The 25094-nt window shown below is 58.7% G+C and carries 26 protein-coding genes and 1 tRNA gene; 21 read left to right on the top strand and 6 right to left on the bottom strand.

Annotated features, from left to right (window positions below):
* Positions 1–12 precede the first annotated feature (12 nt).
* From AB4Z23_RS14610 to hemB, 5 genes are all read right to left on the bottom strand, one after another.
* Positions 13–402 (bottom strand): type II toxin-antitoxin system death-on-curing family toxin, encoded by a 390-nt coding sequence (locus AB4Z23_RS14610; RefSeq protein WP_038490620.1) that lies wholly within the window; start codon positions 400–402, stop codon positions 13–15.
* Positions 399–620: an AbrB/MazE/SpoVT family DNA-binding domain-containing protein gene (locus AB4Z23_RS14605; RefSeq protein ID WP_038490623.1), complete on the bottom strand. Its 222-nt coding sequence runs from the start codon at positions 618–620 to the stop codon at positions 399–401. Before AB4Z23_RS14605 ends, AB4Z23_RS14610 begins: the two co-directional genes overlap by 4 nt.
* 72 nt (positions 621–692) lie before the next feature.
* On the bottom strand, positions 693–1460 hold the full coding sequence (locus tag AB4Z23_RS14600) for an arginyltransferase (RefSeq protein ID WP_441360296.1): 768 nt from the start codon (positions 1458–1460) through the stop codon (positions 693–695).
* Between the two features lie 176 nt (positions 1461–1636).
* A complete protein-coding gene (locus tag AB4Z23_RS14595; RefSeq protein WP_038490628.1) occupies positions 1637–2095 on the bottom strand; it encodes an RDD family protein in 459 nt (152 codons plus the stop codon).
* A 115-nt stretch (positions 2096–2210) separates the two neighbouring features.
* Positions 2211–3224, bottom strand: a complete 1014-nt coding sequence (gene hemB, locus AB4Z23_RS14590) for a porphobilinogen synthase (protein WP_003512495.1) — start codon at positions 3222–3224, stop codon at positions 2211–2213.
* 180 nt (positions 3225–3404) lie between these two features.
* Between hemB and AB4Z23_RS14585 the strand changes: the two genes are divergently transcribed.
* The 12 genes from AB4Z23_RS14585 (at position 3405) to AB4Z23_RS14530 (ending at position 15751) form a co-directional block, all read left to right on the top strand.
* Complete coding sequence (locus tag AB4Z23_RS14585) at positions 3405–3842, top strand: DUF6163 family protein (RefSeq protein WP_003512497.1); 438 nt, start codon at positions 3405–3407, stop codon at positions 3840–3842.
* 234 nt (positions 3843–4076) lie between these two features.
* Entirely contained in the window at positions 4077–4586 is a 510-nt protein-coding gene (ldtR, locus tag AB4Z23_RS14580) for a transcriptional regulator LdtR (RefSeq protein WP_025593036.1), read from the top strand.
* Between the two features lie 375 nt (positions 4587–4961).
* A complete protein-coding gene (locus AB4Z23_RS14575; RefSeq protein WP_013635882.1) occupies positions 4962–6293 on the top strand; it encodes a L,D-transpeptidase family protein in 1332 nt (443 codons plus the stop codon).
* A gap of 210 nt (positions 6294–6503) precedes the next feature.
* Positions 6504–7793 (top strand): serine hydroxymethyltransferase, encoded by a 1290-nt coding sequence (glyA, locus tag AB4Z23_RS14570; protein WP_003512506.1) that lies wholly within the window; start codon positions 6504–6506, stop codon positions 7791–7793.
* A gap of 12 nt (positions 7794–7805) precedes the next feature.
* Positions 7806–8285: a transcriptional regulator NrdR gene (nrdR, locus tag AB4Z23_RS14565; RefSeq protein WP_003512508.1), complete on the top strand. Its 480-nt coding sequence runs from the start codon at positions 7806–7808 to the stop codon at positions 8283–8285.
* Between the two features lie 2 nt (positions 8286–8287).
* Positions 8288–9529, top strand: coding sequence for a bifunctional diaminohydroxyphosphoribosylaminopyrimidine deaminase/5-amino-6-(5-phosphoribosylamino)uracil reductase RibD (ribD, locus tag AB4Z23_RS14560; protein WP_421476465.1), 1242 nt, complete (start codon positions 8288–8290; stop codon positions 9527–9529).
* A complete protein-coding gene (locus tag AB4Z23_RS14555; RefSeq protein ID WP_003512512.1) occupies positions 9529–10140 on the top strand; it encodes a riboflavin synthase in 612 nt (203 codons plus the stop codon). Before ribD ends, AB4Z23_RS14555 begins: the two co-directional genes overlap by 1 nt.
* Positions 10141–10402: 262 nt before the next feature.
* Complete coding sequence (locus tag AB4Z23_RS14550; protein ID WP_421476463.1) at positions 10403–11035, top strand: LysE family translocator; 633 nt, start codon at positions 10403–10405, stop codon at positions 11033–11035.
* A 164-nt stretch (positions 11036–11199) separates the two neighbouring features.
* On the top strand, positions 11200–11646 hold the full coding sequence (ribH, locus tag AB4Z23_RS14545; RefSeq protein ID WP_013635886.1) for a 6,7-dimethyl-8-ribityllumazine synthase: 447 nt from the start codon (positions 11200–11202) through the stop codon (positions 11644–11646).
* A gap of 4 nt (positions 11647–11650) precedes the next feature.
* Complete coding sequence (gene nusB, locus AB4Z23_RS14540; protein WP_013635887.1) at positions 11651–12148, top strand: transcription antitermination factor NusB; 498 nt, start codon at positions 11651–11653, stop codon at positions 12146–12148.
* 21 nt (positions 12149–12169) lie between these two features.
* A complete protein-coding gene (locus tag AB4Z23_RS14535) occupies positions 12170–13393 on the top strand; it encodes an MFS transporter (RefSeq protein ID WP_111789307.1) in 1224 nt (407 codons plus the stop codon).
* 219 nt (positions 13394–13612) lie between these two features.
* Positions 13613–15751 (top strand): sodium-translocating pyrophosphatase, encoded by a 2139-nt coding sequence (locus tag AB4Z23_RS14530; protein WP_013635889.1) that lies wholly within the window; start codon positions 13613–13615, stop codon positions 15749–15751.
* 74 nt (positions 15752–15825) lie between these two features.
* On the opposite strand, the gene AB4Z23_RS14525 is transcribed toward AB4Z23_RS14530, so the two are convergent.
* Positions 15826–16356, bottom strand: a complete 531-nt coding sequence (locus AB4Z23_RS14525; protein WP_003512524.1) for an outer membrane protein assembly factor BamE — start codon at positions 16354–16356, stop codon at positions 15826–15828.
* 270 nt (positions 16357–16626) lie between these two features.
* Here AB4Z23_RS14525 and AB4Z23_RS14520 point away from each other — a divergent pair, with 270 nt between their 5' ends.
* The 9 genes from AB4Z23_RS14520 to AB4Z23_RS14480 all read left to right on the top strand — a co-directional run bounded on the left by AB4Z23_RS14520 (position 16627) and on the right by AB4Z23_RS14480 (position 25091).
* Complete coding sequence (locus AB4Z23_RS14520) at positions 16627–17166, top strand: ubiquinol-cytochrome C chaperone family protein (protein ID WP_112154955.1); 540 nt, start codon at positions 16627–16629, stop codon at positions 17164–17166.
* A gap of 8 nt (positions 17167–17174) precedes the next feature.
* Positions 17175–17738 carry a YceD family protein gene (locus AB4Z23_RS14515; RefSeq protein ID WP_441360294.1) on the top strand — a complete coding sequence of 188 codons (564 nt, stop codon included), beginning with the start codon at positions 17175–17177 and terminating at the stop codon, positions 17736–17738.
* A gap of 99 nt (positions 17739–17837) precedes the next feature.
* Positions 17838–18899 carry a phosphate acyltransferase PlsX gene (gene plsX / locus AB4Z23_RS14510; RefSeq protein WP_003512528.1) on the top strand — a complete coding sequence of 354 codons (1062 nt, stop codon included), beginning with the start codon at positions 17838–17840 and terminating at the stop codon, positions 18897–18899.
* A 4-nt stretch (positions 18900–18903) separates the two neighbouring features.
* The gene (locus AB4Z23_RS14505; RefSeq protein ID WP_003512529.1) at positions 18904–19875 is read left to right on the top strand and encodes a beta-ketoacyl-ACP synthase III; all 972 of its coding nucleotides are present in this window, start codon (positions 18904–18906) and stop codon (positions 19873–19875) included.
* A 244-nt stretch (positions 19876–20119) separates the two neighbouring features.
* Positions 20120–20458, top strand: coding sequence for an integration host factor subunit alpha (locus AB4Z23_RS14500; protein ID WP_003512530.1), 339 nt, complete (start codon positions 20120–20122; stop codon positions 20456–20458).
* A gap of 275 nt (positions 20459–20733) precedes the next feature.
* Positions 20734–21267, top strand: coding sequence for a MerR family transcriptional regulator (locus AB4Z23_RS14495; protein ID WP_003512531.1), 534 nt, complete (start codon positions 20734–20736; stop codon positions 21265–21267).
* A gap of 116 nt (positions 21268–21383) precedes the next feature.
* Positions 21384–22112: a hypothetical protein gene (locus tag AB4Z23_RS14490; protein ID WP_013635890.1), complete on the top strand. Its 729-nt coding sequence runs from the start codon at positions 21384–21386 to the stop codon at positions 22110–22112.
* Between the two features lie 141 nt (positions 22113–22253).
* A tRNA-Leu gene (locus AB4Z23_RS14485) sits at positions 22254–22339 on the top strand.
* Between the two features lie 247 nt (positions 22340–22586).
* Entirely contained in the window at positions 22587–25091 is a 2505-nt protein-coding gene (locus tag AB4Z23_RS14480) for a heavy metal translocating P-type ATPase (RefSeq protein ID WP_421476460.1), read from the top strand.
* The last annotated feature ends 3 nt before the right edge of the window (positions 25092–25094 follow it).

Below are 25094 nucleotides of genomic sequence, written 5' to 3'. Positions count from 1 at the left end.
CGGCGCTTCCGTTTAATCGAGTGGGACGACGTGGTCGCGTAGAAAAAGATAAACGCCGTCCTCATCAATGTTGCCGGCAGCGACGTCGAGAACAAAAGCGATGACATCAGCTTGCTCGGCGTGGATTTCATGGCCGTTGATGAACAAGAAGGTGTAGGCCGCTAGAAACGCGGTTCGTTTGTTTCCATCTGAAAATGGGTGGTTGCGGGCTATCCCGTAAAGATAGGCGGATGCAAGCCTTAGAGCGTCTTCCTCACCGTAGGCGGCTTTGTGAAGGGGGCGTGCCAAAGCTGCCTCAAGTGCGTTCTCGTCTTTTAGACCTTGCAGGCCACCATGTTCAACAAGTTGTTCCCGATGTATTATTTCAATGGAAGTTCGGGACAGCCACTTAATTCTTTTCATTTTGCGAGTTCTCTCAGCGCCACATGGTATTTCTTCATGCCGCGCCGGGCAGCTTCAAGCTGCTCGCTCAAATCCGCTTGTTCAGGGACGAGTTCGATGTTCCCGGAGACTTCCCTTAGTTCAAGGGTATCACCCGTCTTGAGACCCATGCGATCCAGGACTTCTTTTGGGATGATAATGCCTTCGGAATTACCGATTTTCCGGATTGTGATGTTCATGACGCCAACTCCTGTTATAACTAAGTTATAACATGGTCGTCAGGGTGGAGACAATGCCGTTGTTGGACTGATCTATTCGGCTGTCTCTACCGCAGGCACATAAACCTCCCACCCACGCGGTGTCAGATGCTCCTGCGGGTGGTAGCGCGTCTTGTAGCCCATCTTTTCAGAACCATCGACCCAGTAGCCAAGATAGACGTGCGGCAGGCCGAGCGCGCGTGTGCGGGTGATGTGATCCATGATCATGAAAGTGCCGAGCGAGCGCTTTTCTAGATCGGGGTTGAAGAAGGAATAGACCATCGACAGCCCGTCGCTCATCACATCGCTCAGCGCTACGGCGAGAAGTTCACCTCGTTTGCTGGAATCGATGCCGGAGCCGGGCTCTCGCACACGGTATTCGATGATGCGAGTGTTGACGTGCGTGTCTTCGATCATGATCGCATAGTCGAGCGCCGACATCTCGGACATGCCGCCTGACTGGTGCCGATGGTCGAGATAGCGGCGAAACAGTGAGAACTGTTCGGTGGATGGCTCAGCGGCATGAACGGTGGCGACGACATCCTTGTTGATGGAGAGAACGCGCCGCATCGATTTCGTCGGCTGGAACTGTTCGGCAAGGATGCGCACGGAAACGCAAGCTCGACAGGTTTCGCACGCCGGGCGATAGGCGATGTTTTGTGAACGCCTGAAGCCGCCCTGGGTCAGAAGGTCGTTCATTTCCGACGCACGCGGGCCGACCAGATGCGTGAAAACCTTCCGCTCCATCTGGTTCGGCAAGTAGGGGCAGGTGGCCGGTGCCGTAAGATAGAATTGGGGAGAGGGCGTCGCCTGCGTGTTCATCGAACCGTGATCGCCTCCTGCGTCTGTTGTGAAAGCGCGCCGCGATTTCACGGGGTGCGGCGACGCTTCAAGCGACATGCATAATGTCACAGAATGGCAAAATGACGGAAAACGTCAACTGCACCATGCGGTATTTGCCTGATATGCAAGCCACGTTTTCGTGGCTTTCCCTTATATCAGTAGGTTCTGACCATGACGGTGCCGAGCAGGAAGTCATGAACGAGGCGAGAGCGCTCCGTAAACAGGCCTGCAAGCAGGATAAGCGGCGTCAAAACCGAGTTGATGATCCAGAAAAGCGCAATGTGCACGGTGGCCAGAAGGAAATCGATTCGCCGTCCGTCCATGCGCGCCATCGCGATTCCCATCGCCCGCATGCCGGGTGAGGCCTGCGACGGGCCGCTGAGCGTCACGCCGAAATAAAGGACCGCGACGATGACGAACAAGGCCGGATAGAGGAAGAAGCCGAGACCCAGCGTAATCACGCCGAGAAAGAAGACGATCACGGCGGCTGGAATGCAAAGCAGGAGAACGATCGCGTAATCGATCAGGAACGCGAAGACCCGTCGGCTCAGTACGCCGCTATAGGCGCGCCAGTCGTCCGGTGCGACATAGGTAGGGTTCTGGTCGAGGTTCATCGGTCGTTTTCTCCTGAGAAGACATGACAGCTCGAAACGCGCTTTTCGTCAGGCAGCATTCCGTGTCAGCAAACAATATGGGAAGAAAACGACCGAATACAATAAGCGTCGGCTGTCAGCCCTTCGCGAGTTTGCGTGCGGCTTCCACTGCGAAATAGCTCAGAATGCCATCGCAGCCCGCACGCTTGAAACAGAGAAGCGTTTCCATCATCACGCGCTCGCCGTCGATCCAGCCATGCATGGCCGCTGCCTTGATCTGGGTATATTCACCGGACACCTGATAGGCGAATGTGGGCAGCCCGAAATTCTCTTTCAGCCGCCAACAGATGTCGAGATAGGGCAAGCCGGGTTTGACCATCAGCATGTCAGCACCTTCTTCCACGTCAAGCGCTGCGTCGCGGATTGCCTCCATGCCGTTGGCGGGGCTGATGTAATAGCTGTTCTTGTCCCCCTTCAGCAGTCCGGCCGTCGAAATTGCCTCGCGATACGGACCGTAATAGCCGGAGGAGAATTTCGTGGCATAGGCCATGATGCCGACGTTCTGGTGCCCGGCCGCATCCAGGCCGCGGCGGATGGCGCCGATGCGGCCATCCATCATCTCGGACGGAGAAATAATGTCCGAACCGGCATCGGCCTGAAGGATTGCAGCACGAACGACCTGATCCACGGTCTCGTCATTGACGATTTCGTCGCCGCGCAGAATGCCGTCATGCCCATGGCTGGTGAAGGGATCGAGCGCAACATCGGTGATCATGCCGATATTCGGAACCGCTTTTTTGACCGCGATGGTCGCCTGATTGATGAGGTTGTTGGCCTCGAGCGCATTCGAGCCGGTCTCGTCGCGCAAGTCCATCTCGATATTCGGGAAGGTCGCAATCGCCGGAATGCCGAGATCGGCGGCTTCCTTCGCCGCTTCGACCAGCTTGTCGACGCTCATGCGGTTTACGCCGGGCATCGCCGGTATGGGGTCGAGGATATTGCTGCCCGGTACGATGAAGACCGGCCAGATGAGATCATCGACGGTCAGGCGGCTTTCCTGAACCAGACGGCGAGTCCAGTCGGCCTTGCGATTGCGGCGCATGCGGCGATGGCCGGTGATCGCGTCGACCAGATGCGTTTTGTCCTGCATGTAAGAATGTCCTTCGTATCCCACCCAAGTCAGGAAAGCTGCATAACACGAAGCAAGCGCCGTGCGAATGCGACAATGTTTCCCCCTGGACTTCCCCGGCGGGCGAGGTGCTTTGACAAGGCAAGCCGCCGAATTCAATATGGGCTGGTCGCCCGCCCGTCGAAACCGTATCTTCCGGCCATGGAACCTGATTCTCAACCTCTGCCGAAACGTCCGCTGACGGAAATCCTCTTTCTGGTCTTCATGAGGCTGGTCGCGGTTTCCTGTTTCTGGTTCGGCCTGCAATATTGGGCGATGCTGACGGGATATTCTCTCGGCGGGCATGGGCGGTTCGATATGCTTAACCTGCCATGGCGAGTGGCGGGTAGTGCGCTTGCGGTGATTTTCCCGGTCGCGGCGCTCGGTCTCTGGCTCGGCGCCTCCTGGGGGGCAGTCATGTGGGTCTTGGGTGCCGGCACCCAGATCGCCATGTATAAGGTGTGGCCATATATCTTCGGCGCCAACACGCTTGTACCCGTCATGCACGGTCTCGTGGCAACCATTTATATACTATTCCTGGTCGCTTTTTGGCTCGATCAGCGCCAGAATGAAGAGCGCGCAAGAATTGATTTACCATAAGAATAAAGCAATTCAGCCTGGTTTTCGGTCGAATTTTATTGCTAAGTCTTTGATTTTTAATGTATGGCAATAAGCCAGTCCCGCTTCGCCACAAGTTTGACCCACTTGGGAAAATGCAGGTAAGCATTTGTTAATCGTAGCTTTTAAGTAGAATTTTATGCGCATTGATTAGGTTCTCACTCAAGGCGGGAGACAAACAAACACACCGCCAAACAAAACAGTGAGGCAGTCATGATCAATAGCAAAGCAAAGCCGCAGGCCGTTGTTGCCGACGCACATGAAGATACCATCCGTTCGCTCTACATGGAGTCGCTGCACCTGGTGGAACGTCTCCACCGCCGCCTCCTCGATGTCATCAAGGACGAGTTCGATCGTCAGGGTCGCGATGACGTCAACGCCGTTCAGGCGCTCCTGCTGTTCAACATCGGCAATTCCGAACTGACGGCCGGCGAGCTTCGTTCGCGTGGTTATTACCTCGGATCGAACGTCTCCTACAACGTCAAGAAGCTGGTAGACCTCGGTCTCATCAACCACCAGCGCTCGCGTGTCGACCGCCGCTCGGTCCGCATCAGCCTGACTGAAAAAGGCCAGGAAATCGCCGAAACGGTTGCTCACCTCTACGAGCGCCACGTCGGCTCGATCGAAAAGGTCGGCGGCATCGGCACCGGCGAGTTCTCCGAAATGAACAAGCTGCTGCAGCGCCTCGATCGCTTCTGGAACGACTCGATCGCTTATCGTCTCTAATTCCGCGGCGGTTTCACTGTTAGAGCCGGGGGCATCGGTTTGCCTCCGGCTTGCGGATTCGTGTTGGAGGCGCCGTTCACCTGTGCGTGTCAAGCCCGTTCTCTCAGGTGCGTTTTCGCCCTGTTTTGCAGGCATACACAGCTTCGTGAGAAAAGGTCCGTGACACGAATTGGCCATATTGATATGGGACCCGCAAAGGTGAAGGAGCCGGCGGTTTCTCCTGCTGTCGTGGCAAGTCCCGACTGTTCTGCCAGACAATAGCGCCCAGACCATGGGTATTGAGCATTACCGGCCGGCAGACACGTTGTACGTGTTTGTTAATCATATTGATTTAGGCATTGTTGAGAATGCCGAAGAGAGTGGCTGGTAGGTAGAATGACAAAAAAAACCGTTTCCGAATCCGTATCGCGCCGTGCGCTTCTGCGCTCGGCTGTTTCCGTTGGTGTTGCCGCGCTTGCCGCGCCCGCCCTGGCGCAGAATGCGCTCAACGATCTCATGGGCTCATCGCGCCGCGGCAACTGGGATGACCAGTTCGACGCGAATTCGTCGCGTTCCGCCGTTGGTGTCGTTTCCAACAACCCGGTTCTCGGACGGGAAGCGCCTGTCTACATGCAGCAGGCGATCATGCAATATCAGCAGATCGTGCAGAATGGCGGCTGGCCGGACGTGCCCGTCACCCAGCAGCGTCTCCAGATCGGCGTTTCCGATCCTTCCGTTCAGGCGCTTCGCCAGCGACTGATGGTCTCCGGCGACCTGCCGCGCGAAGCTGGCATTTCCAGCGCCTTCGACTCTTACGTCGATGGTGCGTTGAAGCGCTTCCAGGCCCGCCACGGCCTTCCCGCCGATGGTGTCAGCGGCGAATACACGACCAAGGCGCTCAATGTTTCGGCCCAGATCCGTCTGGCCCAGTTGCAGACCAACCTCGTGCGCATTCAGTCCATGTCCGGCGATCTCGGCCAGCGTCACCTGATGGTGAACATTCCGGCCGCTGCCATCGAGGCGGTTGAGAATGAGCGCGTCGTCCTGCGCAACACCGCCGTCGTCGGTCGCGCCAGCCGCCCGACGCACGTCATCAATTCCAAGATTTACGAAGTCATCCTCAACCCTTACTGGACAGCGCCGCGCTCGATCGTCGAAAAGGACATCGTGCCGCTGATGCAGAAGGACCCGACCTATCTGGAGCGGAACAACATCCGCCTCATCGACGGCAAGGGGCAGGAAGTTTCGCCGACGGCGGTCGACTGGTTTGCGCCAAAGGCACCGAACCTGATGTTCCGCCAGGACCCCGGCAAGATCAACGCCATGTCCTCGACGAAGATCAACTTCCACAATCCGAACAACGAATATATGCACGACACGCCGCAGCAGGGTCTGTTCAACAAGCTGATGCGGTTCGAATCGTCCGGCTGCGTGCGCGTACAGAACGTGCGCGACCTCACAAGCTGGCTGCTGCGCGACACGCCCGGCTGGTCGCGTCAGGAAATGGAACGCGTCATCGCCACCCGCGTCAACACACCGATCAAGCTGGCGCAGGAAGTGCCTGTCTATTTCGTCTACATCACCGCATGGTCGGCGAAGGACGGCGTGGTGCAGTTCCGCGACGACATCTATGAAAAGGACGGCAACGCCGAACTGGCGCTCAACACCACCACCGGCATCGAACAGCCGGCTGGACCTGTCGACGACGACCTGTTGCCGCGCAACTGATCCGGCGCTGCCATCAGGTTTTTATATTTAAGTGAAAGGCCGCACCCCGTCGGGTGTGGCTTTTTTCATTTTCGCTGCTGGTTTTGAAAAAACAGCTGCCGTTTTTTGTCGCAACGTCGCAGTTTGACGGGCAAATCTCGCTGCCCGTATTGCTCTTGTTCGGGCAGGGCGCTAAGACGCCATCGCATTACTGTTTCAGGAGCCTTCACCATGTCGAACACAGATGCTTTCTTCTCCCGTCCGCTTGCCGAAGTCGATCCGGATATTTTCGGCGCGATCGAGAAGGAACTGGGTCGCCAGCGCCACGAGATCGAACTGATCGCCTCGGAAAACATCGTTTCCCGCGCTGTGCTTGAAGCGCAGGGTTCGATCATGACCAACAAATATGCCGAAGGTTATCCGGGCAAGCGTTATTACGGCGGCTGCCAGTTCGTAGACATTGCTGAAGAGCTTGCCATCGAGCGCGCCAAGAAGCTGTTCGGCGTCAACTTCGCCAACGTCCAGCCAAATTCCGGTTCGCAGATGAACCAGGCCGTGTTCCTCGCGCTGCTCCAGCCGGGCGACACCTTCATGGGTCTCGACCTGAACTCCGGAGGCCATCTGACGCACGGTTCGCCGGTCAACATGTCCGGCAAGTGGTTCAACGTCGTGTCTTACGGCGTGCGCGAAGGCGACAACCTGCTCGACATGGACGAGGTGGAGCGCAAGGCCAAGGAAACCCGGCCGAAGCTTATCCTTGCCGGCGGCACCGCCTATTCCCGTATCTGGGACTGGAAGCGCTTCCGCGAGATCGCCGATGAAGTCGGCGCCTATCTGATGGTCGATATGGCCCACATCGCTGGTCTCGTTGCCGGTGGCCAGCATCCGTCGCCGTTCCCGCATTGCCACGTTGCCACCACGACGACGCACAAGTCGTTGCGCGGCCCGCGTGGCGGCATGATCCTCACCAATGACGAGGATCTGGCCAAGAAGTTCAACTCCGCCGTTTTCCCCGGCCTGCAGGGCGGTCCGCTGATGCACGTCATCGCCGCAAAGGCAGTTGCCTTCGGTGAAGCTTTGCAGCCGGAATTCAAGGATTACGCCGCACAGGTCGTCAAGAACGCCAAGGCGCTTGCCGAAACGCTGATCGAAGGTGGTCTTGATGTCGTCTCCGGCGGCACCGACAACCACCTGATGCTGGTTGACCTTCGCAAGAAGAACGCCACCGGCAAGCGTGCTGAAGCAGCTCTCGGTCGCGCCTACGTCACCTGCAACAAGAACGGCATTCCTTTCGATCCGGAAAAGCCTTTCGTCACCTCGGGTGTGCGTCTCGGCACGCCGGCCGGCACGACGCGCGGTTTCAAGGAAGCGGAATTCCGCGAAATCGGCAAGCTGATCGTCGAGGTTCTCGATGGTCTGAAAGTCGCCAACTCGGATGAGGGCAACGCTGCTGTTGAAGCTGCGGTGCGCGAAAAGGTCGTCGGCCTGACTGACCGTTTCCCGATGTATCCGTACATGTAAGGACGTAAAGAGATGCGCTGCCCATTTTGCGGTTCCGAAGACACACAGGTCAAGGACTCGCGTCCGGCGGAGGATAACACCTCCATCCGCCGGCGGCGCATCTGCCCCGATTGCGGCGGCCGCTTCACGACCTATGAGCGCGTGCAACTGCGCGAGCTGATGGTCATCAAGAAAAGCGGCCGCAAGCTGCCCTTCGACCGGGAAAAGCTGGTGCGATCCTTCGAGATCGCGCTACGCAAACGCCCGGTTGACCGGGACCGGATCGAGCGGGCCGTCTCCGGCATTGCTCGCCGTCTGGAAAGTTCCGGTGAGACGGAAATCCCCTCGGAAGAAATCGGCCTCCAGGTGCTTGAAGCGCTGAAGAGCCTCGATGACGTGGCCTTCGTACGCTACGCCTCGGTCTATCGCGATTTCAGTCATGCCGAGGATTTCGAGAACGTGATTGCCGAAATCAACGCCAAGATCGCCCGAGATACAGACGCCGGAGCATAGACGTGACGAGCCGCGCCGATGACGAAAAATTCATGGCCCGGGCAATCGAGGTTTCCCTGCGCCATCAGGGTCAAACCGAGACCAATCCCTCCGTCGGTTGCGTTCTCGTCAAGGACGGAAAAATCATCGCCGAAGCGGTGACGGCAATTGGCGGCCGCCCCCATGCCGAACGCCAGGCGCTGGAAATCGCCGGCGAAGCGGCGCGCGGCGCAACAGCCTATGTCACCCTCGAACCCTGCTCGCACTGGGGCAAGACGCCGCCCTGCGCCAATGCGCTGGTCGAATACGGCGTGGCCCGTGTCGTTGTGGCGGTTGACGACCCGGACGAGCGTGTTTCCGGTCGTGGTTACTCCATCTTGCGGGAGGCGGGTATTGTCGTGGAAACCGGCCTGCTGCGCGAACAAGGCAAGAGAGCGCTTGCGGGTTACCTCACACGCCAGGTGAAAAAACGCCCGCATGTGATTCTGAAGCTTGCCATTTCTTCCGATGGCATGATCGGCAGACAAGGGGAGGGGCAGGTAGCGATCACCGGTCCGCAGGCCAGGCACGCCGTGCATGAACTGAGAGCGCGCTGCGATTGCATCCTCGTGGGCATCCGTACCGCGATAGCGGACGATCCGGAACTGACCGTTCGAATTGCAGGTCTCGAAGATCGTTCTCCGGTCCGAATCGTGCTTGATCGCAAGTTTGAACTACCGTTGACGTCTAAGCTGGTGAAGACGGCGAGGGACTTGCCGGTTGTCGTTGCTGCGCTACCCCCCTCTGCCCTGCCGGGCATCTCCCCCTCAAGGGGGGAGATCGACTCGCCGCGACCGACTCGTTCAGATCTTGTATCCGTTACTCATTCGCCCACCTTTGGTGTCGGAAAAAATGCTGCCCTATCGATCTCCCCTCGTGAGGGGGAGGTGCCCGGCAGGGCAGAGGGGGGTAGCCACGACCGTCGCCAACCACTGATCGACGCGGGCGTGGAAATCCTTGAAGCGCCAACCCTCGAGAACCTCCTTCACATTCTCGCTGAACGCGGCATGTCGGAACTTCTGGTCGAAGGCGGCGCTTTTGCCGCAAAATCGTTCCTTGAAGCCGATCTCGTGGACCGTATCATGCTGTTTGAAAGCCCGGTCGTGGTTGGTGAAGGCGGGATTGAAACGCCGCTCAGCCGTGCCGATATTCCGGGCGATTATGTTTTGGTCAGCGAAACCGCCTACGGGCCGGATCGCTGCTTCGATTACGAAAGGCCGCTTTGATGTTTACCGGAATTGTCACCGATGTTGGAACCGTGTCCGAGCTGGAAGCTCTGGCGGAAGGCATTCGTCTGCGGGTGGCGACCAATTACGATCCCAAGACCATCGATATGGGCGCATCGATCTCCCATGGCGGCGTCTGCCTGACGGTGACCAAACTGCCCGAAGACGGCAGCAACGAGCGCTGGTACGAGGTCGAGGCCTGGGAAGAGGCATTGCGCCTGACGACGATTGCGGGCTGGCAGAAGGGCACGCACGTCAATCTGGAGCGCGCGCTGAAGATTGGCGACGAGCTTGGCGGTCACATCGTTTCCGGCCATGTCGATGGCAAGGCGGAGATTCTGTCGGTCGAGCCGGAAGGTGAGGCGGTCCGTATCCGCCTGCGCGCGCCCGACCATCTGGCGAAATTCGTGGCGCCCAAGGGTTCCATTGCACTCGATGGCACTTCTCTGACCGTCAATGCGGTCGACGGAACGGATTTCGACGTGCTCTTGATCCGCCATACGCTCACAGTCACCACATGGGGTGAGCGCCAACCGGGTGATTTCGTCAATTTCGAAGTCGACACCATGGCGCGATATGCCGCAAGGCTTGCGGAGTTCCCCTCGGCGTAACAACGTTCGGCATCTATTGTGCTGAAATATACTCCCGGCCTTGAGCCGGTATCCAGCCAGCCCAAATCCTTGGGCTGAAAAGACTCTTGCCGCCGCGCAGACGCGCGTTGACTGGAGTACCTCTCAAGGCCAGAATGCCGGATAGACTTTACAATCCTCCGCCATCGCGACAGATCAGTTGTTGTCCCGCACTCCGCTTTCGATTGACGCGCAAACACTATAAAGACGTCTTTAGGCCCAAACGGGGTAGGGGGATTACGACATGCCGTCTTTCGAACTGCTGACAGCCTTTTTCATCACCACCGCCCTGTTTGCCTATATTCCCGGCCCGGCCATGCTTTATGCGGCGGCGCAGACAATGGCGCGCGGCCGGTTTGCCGGGCTGATGGCGGTGCTTGGCATCCACGTCGGCTGCTATTTCCATATCGTCGCCTCTGCGGCGGGGCTTTCGGTGCTGTTCCAGGCGGTGCCGTGGCTTTATCTGGCCGTGAAGCTGTGTGGCGCGCTGTATCTCATCTGGCTCGGCTTCTCGATGCTGCGCAGCAAGCTTGAAGGTGAGGCCGTCAATCTGACCATCGAACCGAAATCGGCAAGGCGCGCCTTCATCGACAGCATCATCGTCGACGTGCTCAATCCGAAGACGGCGCTGTTCTTTCTGGCGTTTCTGCCGCAATTCGTTGATCCGGCGGCGGCCTTTCCGATCTGGCTGCAATTGCTGATCCTCGGTATCGCTGTCAATTTCATTTTTTCCTCCGCCGATCTCGTTGGCGTGCTTCTGGCGGGCGCGATGGTCGGGCGGCTCAAGCGTTCCAGCAGGGTGCAGGCGCTTGCCCGTCGCACTGCGGGAACGGTGCTGATGGGGCTTGGCGTGCATCTGGCTTTCCAGAAAACCTGATTTTCGTAAGCCTCGCCGGATAAGGCGAAAACCTGCGCAATTGTCTTGCAAACGGGGCCTCTTGCGCGGGTGACACATGAAATTACTTGCCAAAAACGGCCAGCCGTGGTTTGACCGCCGCAAAAGCCGGTATGATCCGGCCCGAACCTTTTCAGGAAAATCCCATGTCCAAACCCCATCTTCTTATCGTGGAAGCACGCTTTTACGACGATATGGCAGACGCTCTTCTCGAAGGCGCGAAGTTCGCGCTGGATGAGGCTGGCGCAACTTATGACATCATCACCGTTCCCGGCGCGCTCGAAATCCCCGCTGCCATTGCCATGGCGCTGGATGGCGGCGACAACGAAGGCACTGAATATGATGGTTTCGTAGCGCTCGGCATGGTCATTCGTGGCGAGACCTACCACTTCGACATCGTTTCCAATGAATCCTCCCGCGCCCTGATGGATCTCGCCGTCAGCGAATCGCTGGCCATCGGCAACGGCATCCTCACCGTCGAAAACGACGATCAGGCATGGGCACGTGTTCGCCGTTCTGACAAGGATAAGGGCGGTTTTGCGGCCCGCGCGGCGCTGACGATGATCGAGCTCAAGAAAAAACTGGGTGGCTGAACGCATGTCGGATGTTGAAAATGGCGGCGAACCGCGCCAGCCTTCGGTAAAGCCCGCCAACCAGCGTGGCGCTGCGCGCCTCGCGGCCGTGCAGGCACTTTATCAGATGGATGTCGGCGGCACCGGCGTGATGGAAGTCGTGGCGGAATACGAGGCACATCGTCTCGGTCAGGAAGTCGATGGCGATACCTATCTGAAGGCCGATCCTTCCTGGTTCCGTTCCATCGTGTCCGGCGTCGTCCGCGATCAGACGAAGATCGACCCACTGGTGCGCTCCGCACTTCTGGAAGACTGGCCGCTGTCGCGTCTTGATGCCACCGTTCGCGCTATCCTGCGTGCCGGCGCTTTCGAGATTCTGGAGCGCAAGGACGTGCCGGTCGCCGTCATCGTTACGGAATATGTCGAAATCGCCCGTGCTTTCTTCGAGCACGACGAGCCGAAGCTGGTGAACGCGGTTCTGGACCGCATTGCCAAGCAGGTACGCGGCGAGGCAAAACGCTAAAATACGTTAGGTGAGGAAGATATGAGCGCCGTTTCCGTCCCCGGACTTGAAGTTCAACTGGACGAGGCGAAGCGCAACGTCTTCCTCCTGACCGCCGCACAGGCGATCATGGGCTCGGCAGCACCTATGAGCTTCTCGGTTGGCGCGCTTGCCGGTTACCAGTTGCTCGGGGCTGACAAGTCGCTGGCAACGGCGCCGCTTACCGGTTTCAACATCGGCGTGGCGCTGGGCGCCATCTGCGTTGCCGCAGCATCGCGTTTTCTCGGCCGCAAGGCGGGTTTCATGGTCGGCGCGCTGATGTGCTCCATCGGCGGCGGCATTGCTGCCGTGGCACTCTTCCGCTCCGACTTCTGGCTGTTTGCGATCGGCCTGCTGCTTATCGGCATTTCCGGCGGCTTCACGCAGAAAATCCGCTTCGCTGCTGCCGACGCGTCCCCCTCATTTTACAAGCCGAAAGCCATTTCCTGGATATTGGCGGGTGGCATCGTCTCGGCGATCATCGGGCCGCAGCTTGCCATTTTCGGCAAGGATGTCTTCGCACCGGTCACCTTCGCCGGTGCTTTCATCGCGCTGGTGCCGCTCGGCATCATCGCGATTGCCATTCTCGCATTCCTGAAATTGCCGGACCCGAAGGCCGCCTCTGTCCACGCGCATGCGGCACGGCCGTTGTCGGAAATCGTGCGCACGCACCGGTTTGTCACCGGCATGGTCTGCGGCATCGGTTCCTATGCGTTGATGACCTTCATGATGACCGGCGCGCCGCTCGCCATGGTGGTCGGCTGCGGGTTTCCCACCGAACTTGCGACGCTCGGCATCCAGTGGCACGTTCTCGCCATGTTCGGCCCAAGTTTCTTCACCGGTATGTTGATCGCGCGATTCGGCGCGGAAAAAATCGTTGCAGCCGGTCTCGTCGTGCTGATGGCCTGCGCCGTCGTCGCCCATATGGGCATCGAATTGTGGAACTTCTGGGCGGCGCTCATTCTCCTCGGTCTCGGCTGGAACTTCGGCTTCATCGGCGCTACCGCCATCATCACCTCCAGCTACCGCCCGCATGAGGCAGACAAGGTACAGGGCTTTCACGATATCGTGCTGTTCGGCACGGTAGCGCTGTCGTCCTTCTCTTCCGGCAAGGTGTTTACAGCCTGGGGCTGGTCGGTCATGAACCTCGTTATCTGGCCGGTTGCGGGGCTATGCCTCGTGCTGGTGGCGTCGCTGTTGCTGACCCCGCGCAGAAACGCCGCGTAAGATCGCCTTCGATCTCTACCCCTTTCATGTTTCAGGCAAATTTGTGGGCTTGACGCCACGCCTTTCGCCAACGCAATCTTGCCGCGCAGGTCATTTTTCCTTGGGAGGGGAAGAATGGCCACGACAGGACAGGCCGCGCATTTGATCGCTCCTGTCCTTGCACATGGTTCGCCACGCCGGGGAGGGAGTGAGACCCGGCCTTTTGGGAGGTAAGTGCGCATGACCGTAATACCCATAGTGATTTTATGTGGGGTCCTGTCCGTGGTTTACGCGGCATGGACGACCAGGAGCGTTCTCGCTGCCGATCAGGGCAACGAGCGTATGCGTGAAATAGCAGGTTTTATCCGTGAAGGTGCGCAGGCTTATCTCACCCGTCAATATCTCACCATCGCCATCGTCGGATTGATCGTCGCCGTTCTCGCCTGGTATCTGCTGTCGGCTCTCGCGGCCATCGGGTTCATCATCGGCGCCGTGCTTTCGGGTGCTGCCGGTTTCATCGGCATGCATGTCTCCGTCCGTGCCAATCTGCGCACCGCACAAGCCGCATCCCACAGCCTTGCCGCCGGTCTCGACATCGCGTTCAAATCAGGCGCCATCACGGGCATGCTGGTGGCTGGCCTCGCGCTGCTTGGCGTGTCCATCTATTATTTCATCCTCACCTCGGTACTCGGCCATGCGCCCGGATCGCGTGAGGTGATTGACGCGCTGGTGTCGCTCGGTTTCGGCGCTTCGCTTATCTCCATCTTCGCCCGTCTCGGCGGTGGCATCTTCACCAAGGGTGCAGATGTCGGCGGCGATCTCGTCGGCAAGGTCGAAGCAGGCATTCCAGAGGATGATCCCCGCAACCCTGCAACCATCGCAGATAATGTCGGCGACAATGTCGGCGATTGCGCCGGAATGGCGGCCGACCTTTTCGAGACCTATGCCGTCTCGGTGGTGGCAACCATGGTGCTTGCGGCGATCTTCTTTGCCGGAACGCCGATACTGGAAAGCGCGATGGTCTATCCGCTGGCCATTTGCGGCGCCTGCATCCTGACCTCGATTGCCGGCACCTTCTTCGTCAAGCTCGGCACCAACAACTCCATCATGGGAGCTCTCTATAAAGGGCTGATTGCCACCGGTGTCTTCTCGATTGCGGGGCTTGCCGTGGCAACTTACGCGACCGTGGGCTGGGGTACCATCGGCACTGTTGCCGGAATGGAGATTACCGGCACAAACCTCTTCCTGTGCGGGCTGGTCGGCCTTGTGGTAACAGCGCTTATCGTCGTCATCACCGAATATTATACCGGCACCAACAAACGCCCGGTCAATTCCATTGCGCAAGCTTCGGTCACGGGCCACGGCACCAACGTCATCCAGGGTCTTGCAGTCTCGCTGGAATCGACGGCGCTGCCGGCGCTTGTCATCGTTGGCGGCATCATCGGCACCTACCAGCTCGGTGGCCTGTTCGGCACGGGCATCGCGGTCACCGCCATGCTTGGTCTGGCGGGCATGATCGTGGCGCTCGACGCCTTCGGTCCGGTGACTGACAATGCCGGCGGCATTGCCGAAATGGCCGGTCTCGACCCGGATGTGCGTAAGGCGACCGACGCGCTGGATGCCGTCGGCAACACCACCAAGGCCGTCACGAAGGGCTATGCCATCGGTTCTGCCGGTCTCGGCGCGCTGGTGCTGTTTGCCGCCTATTCCAACGACCTGTCCTATTTCGCTGCCAATGGCGATACCTATCCTTACTTCAAAGATATCGGCGAAATATCCTTCAGCCTTGCCAATCCTTACGTCGTTGCCGGTCTGCTGTTCGGCGGCCTCATTCCGTATCTCTTTGGCGGCATCGCCATGACGGCGGTGGGCAAGGCGGCAAGCTCGATCGTTGAGGAAGTTCGCCGCCAGTTCCGCGAAAAGCCTGGCATCATGGCAGGAACGGAAAAACCGGACTACGGCAAGGCGGTCGATCTTTTGACCAAGGCGGCGATCAAGGAGATGATCATTCCGTCGCTGCTGCCGGTTCTGGCGCCACTCGTCGTTTATTTCGGCGTGCTGCTTATCTCAGGTTCCAAGGCCTCTGCCTTTGCCGCACTCGGTGCATCGCTGCTTGGCGTCATTATCAACGGCCTGTTCGTGGCGATTTCCATGACCTCCGGTGGTGGTGCGTGGGATAACGCCAAGAAAAGCTTCGAGGATGGCTTCATCGACAAGGACGGCGTGCGCCACGTCAAGGGTTCGGACGCCCACAAGGCGTCGGTTACGGGCGATACGGTGGGCGATCCCTACAAGGATACCGCCGGTCCGGCCGTCAACCCGGCTATCAAGATCACCAATATCGTGGCGCTGCTGCTATTGGCGGTTCTCGCCCACTAAGGACTTGCAGCATCGACAAAGAAAAAGGCCCGGGGAGCGATCCCCGGGCCTTTGATTTTGCCGTTCTTCAACGATCAGGGGGTGTTGCCGCCCTGGCCAAGAATGCTCTTGGCGATGTTGGCGCCCGAGGTGCCGCCGGACAGCAGCTGCTGCAGGAAGGTGAGATCCTTGCCGCCTGTCGGGGTGGTACGCGAAATCGTGTCGAAGACCTTGCCGTCCTGCAGCGCGTAATTGGCCTTACGCTCGATTACGCCGTCCTTGTTGAAATAGATCGCGAGAATGTTCTGTTCGACCAACGTCGGCTTCATGAAAGCGGCGCGGCGCACACGCTTCTGCGAGATGTAATAGAAAACCTCGTTGCCGAACGTCGCCGTGGTGGAGGGCGTGCCCATGGTAAGCAGAACCTGCTCGCGGCTGGAACCTTCCGGGATCAGCTGAAGCGACTGCTCGTCCATGACGTAGCCGTTGTGGAACACATCGGTGGTGCTGGTGCAGGCGGAGAGCAGGGTGGACGCGACGACGATTGCGATGGCGGTCTTGCCCAGAATTTTGCCGTGACTTGCGGATTTCTGCTTGCTCAACTGCTTTTCCCCGACTGCGATCATGAATGGCACCTTCCGGCATTGCGTGGTGCACAGTGTCTGTGCACATGATTGTGTCAATCCGGGGACGGAAAATCCCGATCACCCCCCAAATTCAACGCTTTCACGGCCTTTGGAAACTCTTCCGGTCTCTTAGACTGTTTCAGCCGAAAGACGAACGTGACCGCGACAGCATTGCAATTCGTGGATGCTTCGGTAAACCAGCTTTGGCGATCATGCAACAAGTGCGATAGGCGGGTGAGCGAATTCACCAGCCCCGTTCGGAAAAAAACGATGATATTCGGGCTGTTCAGACAGAAAAACAACAACCGCGCCATAGTAGACCGGCAATATGCGATCTTGACGGCTGCGGCCCGCACGCCCGCTTTTTATCTTGATCTCGGCGTTCCAGACACGGTGATGGGCCGCTTCGAGATGCTGTCGATCGTCATGATTCTCTATTTCCGCCGCACCAAATCCTCCGGTGTGAGCGGGCAGGAAATCGCGCAGGAGATCGTCGACGCCTTTTTTCAGGATATCGACCATTCCATCCGTGAGCTCGGCATTGGCGACCAGGGCGTGCCGAAGCGCATGAAGAAATTTGCCGGCATGTTCTACGGGCGGCTCGAATCCTATGCGGCGGCGCTGGATGCATCCGACCCTGTTGCCCTTGCCGCAGCGCTCCGGCGCAATATATACCCCCAGACAGATGAGAAGGCACCGGAACTGGACGGGCTTGCGGGCTGGATGATGGAGGCGTCTTCCAACCTTTCCGCAGGCTCCGAAGAAACGATAGCAACCGGAAGCCTGAAGCTGCCTTTGCCTGGACTATGAGGTTTACGATGAACGCGCGACACGCCGCAAATGACGATCTGCCTTTTTCCTACCCCGTAAAGGTAGGCCATATTTCCGCCAATCCGGTGAGGATTGGTCTTGAAGCCAATGCCGAGGAACTGAAGGCGCTGGCGAAATTCTGGGATGTGGTTTCCGTCGAATATCTGAAGGCGGAACTGCAGGTTGCCCGCTGGAAGAGGGATGGCGTGAAGATCAAGGGCGAGGTGCATGCGGCCGTGACCCAGGCCTGCGTCGTGACGCTGGAGCCGGTCTCCAGCAAGATCGACGAGAGCGTCGAGCATATTTTCGTGCCGGAAGGGTCGAAGCTGGCGCGGATGGTCACCAATGAGGAAGGGGAGATCGTACTCGACCCCAATGGCCCTGACATTCCCGACCAGTTCACCGGCGACAGCATTGATGTTGGCGCGACTGTTGCGGAATTCGCGGCCCTTGCGATCGATCCCTATCCGCGCAAATCGGATATCGAATTTACCGATACGACCGAAAATGAGCCTGAAGAAGAAAAGCGTCCGTCGCCTTTCGCCGTGCTGAAAGACTGGAAAAAAGACTGAATGCGCCGCCGGGCTGAAATAATTTTATTGTAACACAGGCCGGAACAGGTATTTTCGCGCAAAATCCGCTTGAGTGGCGGCAAAAAGGATAAGGGACGAGTGATCAGAATAGCGATTGACGTCATGGGTGGCGATTTCGGCCCTGATGTTGCCATACCCGGTGCCGCCAAGGCGCTTGAACGGCACAACGATGTGACTTTTCTGCTCTACGGGCAGAAAAGCAAGTGCGACCCCATTCTGGCACAATATCCCGCACTTCGGGAAAAATCGGTCTTTCACGATTGTGAAATTTCGGTCGCCATGGACGAAAAGCCAAGTCAGGCGCTTCGTCGTGGCCGCTATGTCTCCAGCATGTGGCGCGCCATCGAGGCCGTGAAGCTCGGTGAAGCGGACGTCGTCGTATCCGCCGGCAATACCGGCGCGCTGATGGCCATGGCCAAATTCTGTTTGCGCACCATGGCGCGGGTGGAACGCCCGGCCATCGCCGGCATATGGCCGACGCTGAAAGGCGAAAGCATCGTGCTCGATGTTGGCGCCACGATTGGCGCCGATTCCCAGCAATTGCTCGATTTTGCCCTGATGGGCGGCGCCATGGCGCGTGCGCTTTTCGATATCGACCGTCCGACCGTCGGTTTGCTGAATGTCGGTGTCGAGGAGGTGAAGGGTCAGGAAGAGGTCCGTGAAGCCGGACGGCTGATCCGCGAGGCCGATTTAGGCACCATCGATTACCGCGGTTTCGTCGAGGGTGACGACATTGGCAAGGGCACGGTGGATGTGGTGGTGACCGAAGGTTTCACCGGCAACATTGCGCTCAAAGCCGCCGAAGGCACGGCGCGCCAGATCACCACGCTTCTGCGTGAGGCGATCTCCCGCAGCTTCTTTGCCAAGATCGGTTATATTCTCGCGAAAAGCGCTTTCGATGTGCTGCGAGAAAAAATGGACCCGCGCAAGGTCAATGGCGGCGTGTTTCTCGGCCTGAACGGCATTGTCATCAAAAGCCATGGCGGCACGGATGCCATCGGTTTTGCCTCCGCGGTCGATGTCGGCTACGACATGGTCCATAACGGTCTTACGGCAAAAATTGAAAACGATCTGAAGATTTACCACGCAAGACGGCTTCCGCCCCCGGCGCCCGAAGCTCTCGTGGCTGACGAGGAATAAGGGAATGATCCGCTCTATCGTACGTGGTTTCGGGGCAGCGCTTCCGAAGCGTGTCATGACCAATAGTGAAATCGAAGGGGTCGTAGAGACTTCCGATGAATGGATCGTGCAGCGCACGGGCATTCGTCAGCGCTACATAGCGGGAGAAGGCGAGACCACCGCTTCGCTCGGCGAGGCTGCGGCGCGTGCGGCGCTCGACAATGCCGGCCTGACGCCCGATGACATCGACCTCATCATTCTGGCAACCTCGACACCGGACAATACATTTCCGGCAACGGCGGTAAACATCCAGAACCGTCTCGGCATGACCCACGGTTTCGCCTTCGACATGCAGGCCGTCTGCTCCGGCTTCGTCTATGCCGTGGCCACCGCCGATCTTTACATTCGCGGCGGCATGGCCAAGCGCGTGCTGGTGATCGGCGCCGAAACATTCTCGCGCATTCTCGACTGGAAGGACCGCACCACCTGTGTTCTGTTCGGTGATGGTGCAGGCGCGCTCGTAATCGAGGCAGGCGAAGGCGAGGGTACTTCCAGCGATCGTGGCATCCTCACCTCGCAGCTGCGCTCCGACGGTTCGCACAAGGATAAGCTTTACGTCGATGGTGGACCTTCCACGACCGGCACGGTCGGCCATCTGCGCATGGAAGGCCGGGAAGTGTTCAAGCACGCTGTCGGCATGATCACCGACGTCATCGAACAGGCTTTCGAGGCGACAGGCACGACGGCTGATGATCTCGACTGGCTCGTTCCGCATCAGGCCAACAAGCGCATCATCGACGGATCGGCAAAAAAGCTCAACATCGATCCGGAAAAAGTCGTCATCACCGTCGACAAGCACGGCAATACGTCGGCCGCATCCATTCCGCTGGCGCTTGCCGTTGCGGCCAGTGACGGACGCATCAAGAAAGGCGATCTGGTCATGCTGGAAGCCATGGGCGGCGGTTTCACCTGGGGCGCAGTGCTGCTGCGCTGGTAACGGCAAATTTTAGCGTTTACCGGGGCGCTGGCACAAAATCGGTTGTGATTTTTGCGGCAGTACCCCGTTCAAACGCGCTGAAGCGACCCCCCGCGTGCGGCAAAACCGCGTCAGTCGCTCTAAGCCATTGCACTGATTGCCGAAAGCCTCAAATGAATCTGGAACAATCCCTTGACCGGTCGCCACAAGGGAAATAATCTCGGCGGCTCCTAGAGAAAAATTCAGACACGGTTTGTGGGGAAAAATGGCCGGGAAGACAGTGACACGCGCAGATCTTGCAGAATCTGTGTTTCGTAAAGTCGGGCTGTCCCGCACCGAATCCGCCGAACTGGTCGAAACGATCATCGACGAGATTTGTAATGCGATCACGCGCGGCGAGGTCGTCAAGCTCTCGTCCTTCGCGACATTTCAGATCAGGGAAAAGAACGAGCGTATCGGCCGCAACCCGAAAACGGGTGAGGAAGTTCCGATTTCGCCGCGCCGCGTCATGACCTTCAAGGCGTCAAACGTGCTGAAACAGCGAATCCTGAAGGCGCATACGGCTCGCAAGACCAAGCAAAAGGGTCAGAAAGCCGGGGCGTAAGCCGGCTGTAACACGGGTTTTTTGCCGCATGGCAAGCCTTTATCCCCATTCTTCTTGTGAACATGCTTGAATTTCGACGTGCAAGCCGTTGAAATCTGGTCGACTCACATCATAATCAATTTTAGATAAATGGTATCTTGCCGCCACGGGCATCGGTGCGAGGATCGGGTTCGATTTTTCGCAATACATGATGCACGGTATCGGCTGGTGAAAAGCGTTCTTGTTCAGTGTCCGGCTGGGTGCATGGCGCTCAAGGTCCGGATGGGAGTGGAAGTTTGGACAAAAGCCCCGACGCGTTTCGGACGATCAGTGAAGTGGCGGATGAGCTGAACCTGCCGCAGCACGTGCTGCGTTTCTGGGAAACGCGCTTTCCGCAGATCAAGCCGATGAAACGGGGCGGGGGCCGCCGTTATTACCGGCCTGATGATATCGATCTCCTCAAGGGCATTCGTCATCTTCTTTATGACCACGGCTACACCATCAAAGGTGTGCAGAAACTTCTGAAAACCAACGGAAACCGTTTCGTGGCGGCAATCGCGTCGGGCGATCTTGCGACCATGGAAGCCATCATGGCAGCGAGCGGCGAAAAGGAAGTTGCCGAACCGCGCGTGCTGGATCCGGACGGAGACGAGGTCGTCGGCCGCCCGAAAGCCAAGCCGAGCGGCCGATTTTTCGGCTTCGGTGGCGGTAACAGCGATACCGAGATATCGGTCGGCAAATCTGGCATCGGCAAGGATGACCAAGCGCTGTTGCAGGAGGCGCTGTTCGATCTTCTCGAATGCAAGCGGCTGCTTGATCAGGTTCGCTGATCGTTTTTCCACAACTCTGTTCGAGCATTTTCAGGAAAAGCGAAGGCGCTCTGGAATGCCAACCTTTCAGAAACTCTCTTGACCGATAATGCGGCTCCGTAAAAAGGAGTCTGATCGTGAGCAATCGAAAACCGACAACGCGACGCCGTACGGCGAAGAAATCGGCCGGCGGCAGCGTTTGGCCCTGGGTGCTGATGCTGGGCGTCGTGGCCGGCGGCATTCAGGCTTACGAACATCGCGACAGTCTTATGCCGCAGCGGCATGTCGCGAAGGCAACATCCACCACGACAAATTCCCCCAAGATCGCCGTAGCCGCCAAACGCGAGACGGCCGCACCGGAGAAGGTGGCGGCCATCCGCCCCGCATCGCCGGTTTCACCGATCAATGGTCCGGTGCCGCCACGCTCGATTGCCATGCCGCCTGCGGCACAGCAGAGCCAGGTTGCCGCTATCCTGCCGGAAACACGCCCTTCGGTCGAAAAAGTCTCGCTGGGAGAAAAAAGCGGCGCCTTTGCCTTTTGTGGTCGCTCAGGTCTCACCAATTGCGTGGCCGATGGCAATACCTTCTGGATGAAGGGCGTGAAAATGCAGCTCGCCGGCATCGAGGTCCCGCAGATCGACCGGGCGCGATGCATGGAAGAGCGTCAGCGCGGTTTCATTGCCAAGGTGCGGTTGCGGGATATGCTGAATGCTGGCGCATTCGATGTGGCGTCGTCGGCAACAGCCGGCGGGCAAGCCATGGAACGCAAACGGATTTCACGTTCGGGCGTATCCTTTGCCGATCAACTCGTGCGGGAAGGCCTGGCTCATCCGGTCTCGGCAAAAAATCAGTCCTGGTGTGGCTAAGGCCCGGTTGACCGAAACGGTGCGGCCTGTGTAGATGTGGCGCTGTCGGTGTTTGGGGTCAGGGTCTCGTTCGATCCTGCGCCTGAGGAATGACAAGGCAATTTTGTAGCGCCGGGGCCTGTTGGCACGCGGTGCGACAATGCGGACGTGGCGAAATCGGTAGACGCAGCAGACTTAAAATCTGCCGACCATTGGTCTTGCGGGTTCAAGTCCCGCCGTCCGCACCATTTCCATCTCCAATTAAAAGATTTCTCTGCCGTTTTCCTGCGACATGCGGGCATTCGGGATAGATTCTGCGCCAGGATAGTCGATATCCGGGCAATCGATTGCATCATGACGGATGAGTCAGCCTAAAAAATGGGCTTGTTCACGCTCGCGGCATTTCTCCGTGAAAATCATCCAAAAGAGCCTATTGACCTTGCCACGATGGGAAGCCCTATCTTTTTTTTGTAAAGAGAAAAAGAGGTCATGTGCATGTCACAAATCCAGATACAGGCGAACCATTCGATAGCCATCGAGGGAATGACATGTGCCTCCTGCGTCGGTCGTGTCGAGAAGGCTATTGCCAAGGTGCCGGGGGTCGTCAAGGCTTCGGTCAATCTTGCGACGGAGCGCGCCGATATTGCTTTTTCGGGAGCGCCCAACGTTTCGGCCGTTGTCGATGCCGTGCGAAATGCAGGCTATAGCGTCGACGAGAAAACCATCGAACTCGATATCGAGGGCATGACTTGCGCGTCCTGTGTCGGCCGTGTCGAAAAGGCGCTGAAGGCCGTTTCCGGTGTCTCCGACGCGAGTGTCAATCTCGCAACGGAGCGCGCCACCGTCCGCGTCGCCGGCAATGCCGTCTCTGCCGCCAGGTTGGCCGAAGCAATCAGCCAAGCCGGTTACAAGGCAAACGAGATCGTCGCCGACAAGGCCAAGGGTAACGAGCCGGACCGGCGCGAAGCCGAATTGCGCGGTTTGAAAATCAGCCTGGCCACCGCTGTTGCCCTGACGCTGCCGGTCTTCATTCTGGAGATGGGCTCGCATCTGGTGCCCGCCATCCATGATTTCGTGATGGAAACCGTCGGCATGCGGGAAAGCTGGTATCTGCAATTCGCGCTGACCACGCTTGTCCTCTTCGGGCCGGGCCTGCGGTTCTTCAAAAAAGGCATCCCCGCACTTCTGCGGCTGGCGCCGGATATGAATTCGCTGGTGGTGCTGGGCACCGCCGCCGCCTGGGGGTTCTCGGTCGTCGCCACCTTCGTGCCCGAAATCCTGCCGAGAGGCACGGCCAATGTCTATTATGAGGCCGCAGCGGTGATCGTCACGCTTATCCTGCTCGGCCGTTTCCTCGAGGCGCGCGCCAAGGGCCGCACCAGCGAGGCGATAAAGCGGCTCGTCGGCCTGCAGGCCAAGTCGGCCCGTGTGATGCGCAATGGTGAAACCATCGATGTGCCGCTGCAGGATGTTGCGTCCGGCGATGTCATCGTCGTCCGTCCCGGCGAGAAAGTGCCAGTCGATGGTCTGGTGCTTGATGGTTCTTCCTATGTCGACGAATCGATGATTACAGGCGAACCGGTGCCGGTGACCAAGACGGCTGGGTCGGAAGTCGTGGGCGGTACGGTCAACAGAAACGGCTCCTTCACGTTCCGCGCCACGAAGGTCGGCGCCGACACGCTGATCGCGCAGATCATCCGCATGGTCGAGGAAGCGCAGGCCGACAAACTGCCGATACAGGCGCTGGTGGACAAGGTGACCAACTGGTTCGTGCCTGCAGTCATGCTCGCTGCACTCGTCACCTTCATCGTCTGGTTCATTCTCGGACCGGACCCGGCCTTGACCTTTGCGCTGGTTAACGCCGTCGCTGTCCTCATCATCGCTTGCCCCTGCGCCATGGGCCTTGCCACCCCGACCTCGATCATGGTCGGAACCGGCCGTGCAGCCGAAATGGGCGTGCTGTTCCGGCGCGGCGATGCTCTCCAGACTTTGCGTGACGCCGATGTCATCGCCGTCGACAAGACCGGCACGCTGACGCTCGGCAAGCCGACACTGGTGCATTTTACCACGACCGAAGGCTTCGATCAGGATGAGGTGTTGCGCCTTGTCGCCTCGCTTGAGAGCCGTTCCGAACATCCCATAGCCGAAGCGATCGTCGAGGCGGCGAAACATGGTGGCCTGACGCTTGCCGACGCGGCCGGCTTTGAGGCGACCCCCGGTTTCGGCGTTGCGGCAACGGTTGACGGCCGCAAGGTCGAGGCGGGCGCCGACCGCTTCATGGTGAAGCTCGGTTACGACATTGCGAAGTTCGCCGACGATGCAGACCGGCTGGGCAGGGAAGGGCAGTCGCCGCTTTATGCCGCTGTCGACGGCCGGCTGGCCGCCATCATCGCTGTTGCCGATCCGATCAAGCCGACGACCCCGGAGGCGATAGCAGCGCTGCATGCGCTTGGTCTCAAGGTCACGATGATAACAGGCGATAACCGCCGCACGGCCGAAGCCATTGCCCGCCGTCTTGGTATCGACGAAGTGGTGGCGGAAGTACTGCCTGACGGCAAGGTCGAGGCCGTTAAAAGACTTGCGGCCGATGGCCGGCGGGTGGCCTTCGTCGGTGATGGCATCAACGATGCGCCGGCCCTTGCGGCGGCCGATGTCGGTCTCGCAATCGGCACGGGTACGGATGTCGCCATAGAAAGCGCCGATGTGGTGTTGATGTCTGGCGATTTGCGCGGTGTCGCGAATGCCATTGCGTTGTCCAAGGCGACGATCCGCAACATCCGCCAGAACCTGTTCTGGGCCTTTGCCTATAATGCCGCACTCGTTCCCGTGGCGGCCGGAATATTGTATCCTGCCAACGGTGTTCTGCTGTCGCCTGTTCTTGCTGCCGGAGCCATGGCGCTTTCCAGCGTGTTTGTCTTGACCAACGCGCTGCGTCTCAAAAGCTTCCGCCCGCCGCTGCTGGACAGATCGTCCGGCATGCAAATCGCACCGGCAGAATAGGGG

Source organism: Agrobacterium sp. MCAB5 (assembly GCF_052114365.1).
Taxonomy (GTDB): domain Bacteria; phylum Pseudomonadota; class Alphaproteobacteria; order Rhizobiales; family Rhizobiaceae; genus Agrobacterium; species Agrobacterium tumefaciens.
The sequence above is the reverse complement of the archived record's forward strand: the minus strand, read 5'-3'. Positions and strand labels throughout refer to the sequence as shown.